Genomic DNA, 772 nt, shown 5'->3' with positions numbered 1-772 from the left:
GTCTGGGACTGGCTCATCATCGTTCTCCACGTTCGATTTGGTCGGCTTCTAGCAGCTTTCGGGCGATGTCGCGACTGGTAAGATGCAGATTTGTTCCAGGAGGTATGCGCTTGCCCAGGATCTTGGCGCTGGCAGCTGACCTGAATGCGTCTCTGTGGCGCTCGAAATAGCCGAGGCAGACCTCCGGCACCGGCTCTGCGCCAAGCAGAGTCCGAAATGCACCTCGATGCACTGCGCAGATCGCGCCGTGCTCCGGGACAGGAAAGACCAGGGAGGCAATGTCCGCGCGCCAGTGGGCGCCGCTGCCGGTCGGAGATTCGTCAGCGCCGGATGGTGCATTCACCGGGACCTCGCCGCGATTCCCACTTGGCTTGTTCGAGCTCCGGGCGGTCGCATTCTGCCTGCGGGTAGCCGATGCAGAGGTAGCCGATGAACTTCCAGCCGTCCGGTATCTCCAGAATCTCACGTACGCGGCCCGGATTGAGGATCGATACCCAGCCGAGGCCAATCCCTTCCGCGCGCGCGGCGAGCCACATCGAACAGATCGCGGCCACTACGGAATATTCCGACGTCTCCGGCATGGTCGCGCGGCCGAGACCGGAGCCGATGTGGTCGGTCTTCTCGGCGAACACGGCGAGATGGCCGGGCGCCTCTTCGAGGCCCGATAGTTTCAATGCGGCATATTTTGCTGCACGCTCGCCGGAATAGGACCGCAACGCGTCAGCGTTGCAGGCCTTGAAGTCTTCGATGACCGCGCGGCGCCGTGTCGCAT

Annotated in this window: 1 protein-coding gene; it reads right to left on the bottom strand. The window is 63.1% G+C overall.

All coding sequences use genetic code 11. The features are described 5' to 3' along the window. Positions 1–320: 320 nt before the first annotated feature. Positions 321–772: 5,6-dimethylbenzimidazole synthase (bluB, locus tag NS334_RS16895; RefSeq protein WP_058757003.1), on the bottom strand; the 452-nt coding region annotated here is incomplete at its 5' end.

This window comes from Sphingomonas endophytica (genome assembly GCF_001476895.1).
Lineage (GTDB): Bacteria > Pseudomonadota > Alphaproteobacteria > Sphingomonadales > Sphingomonadaceae > Sphingomonas > Sphingomonas endophytica_A.
This window is presented reverse-complemented; position numbering and strand designations above follow the sequence as displayed.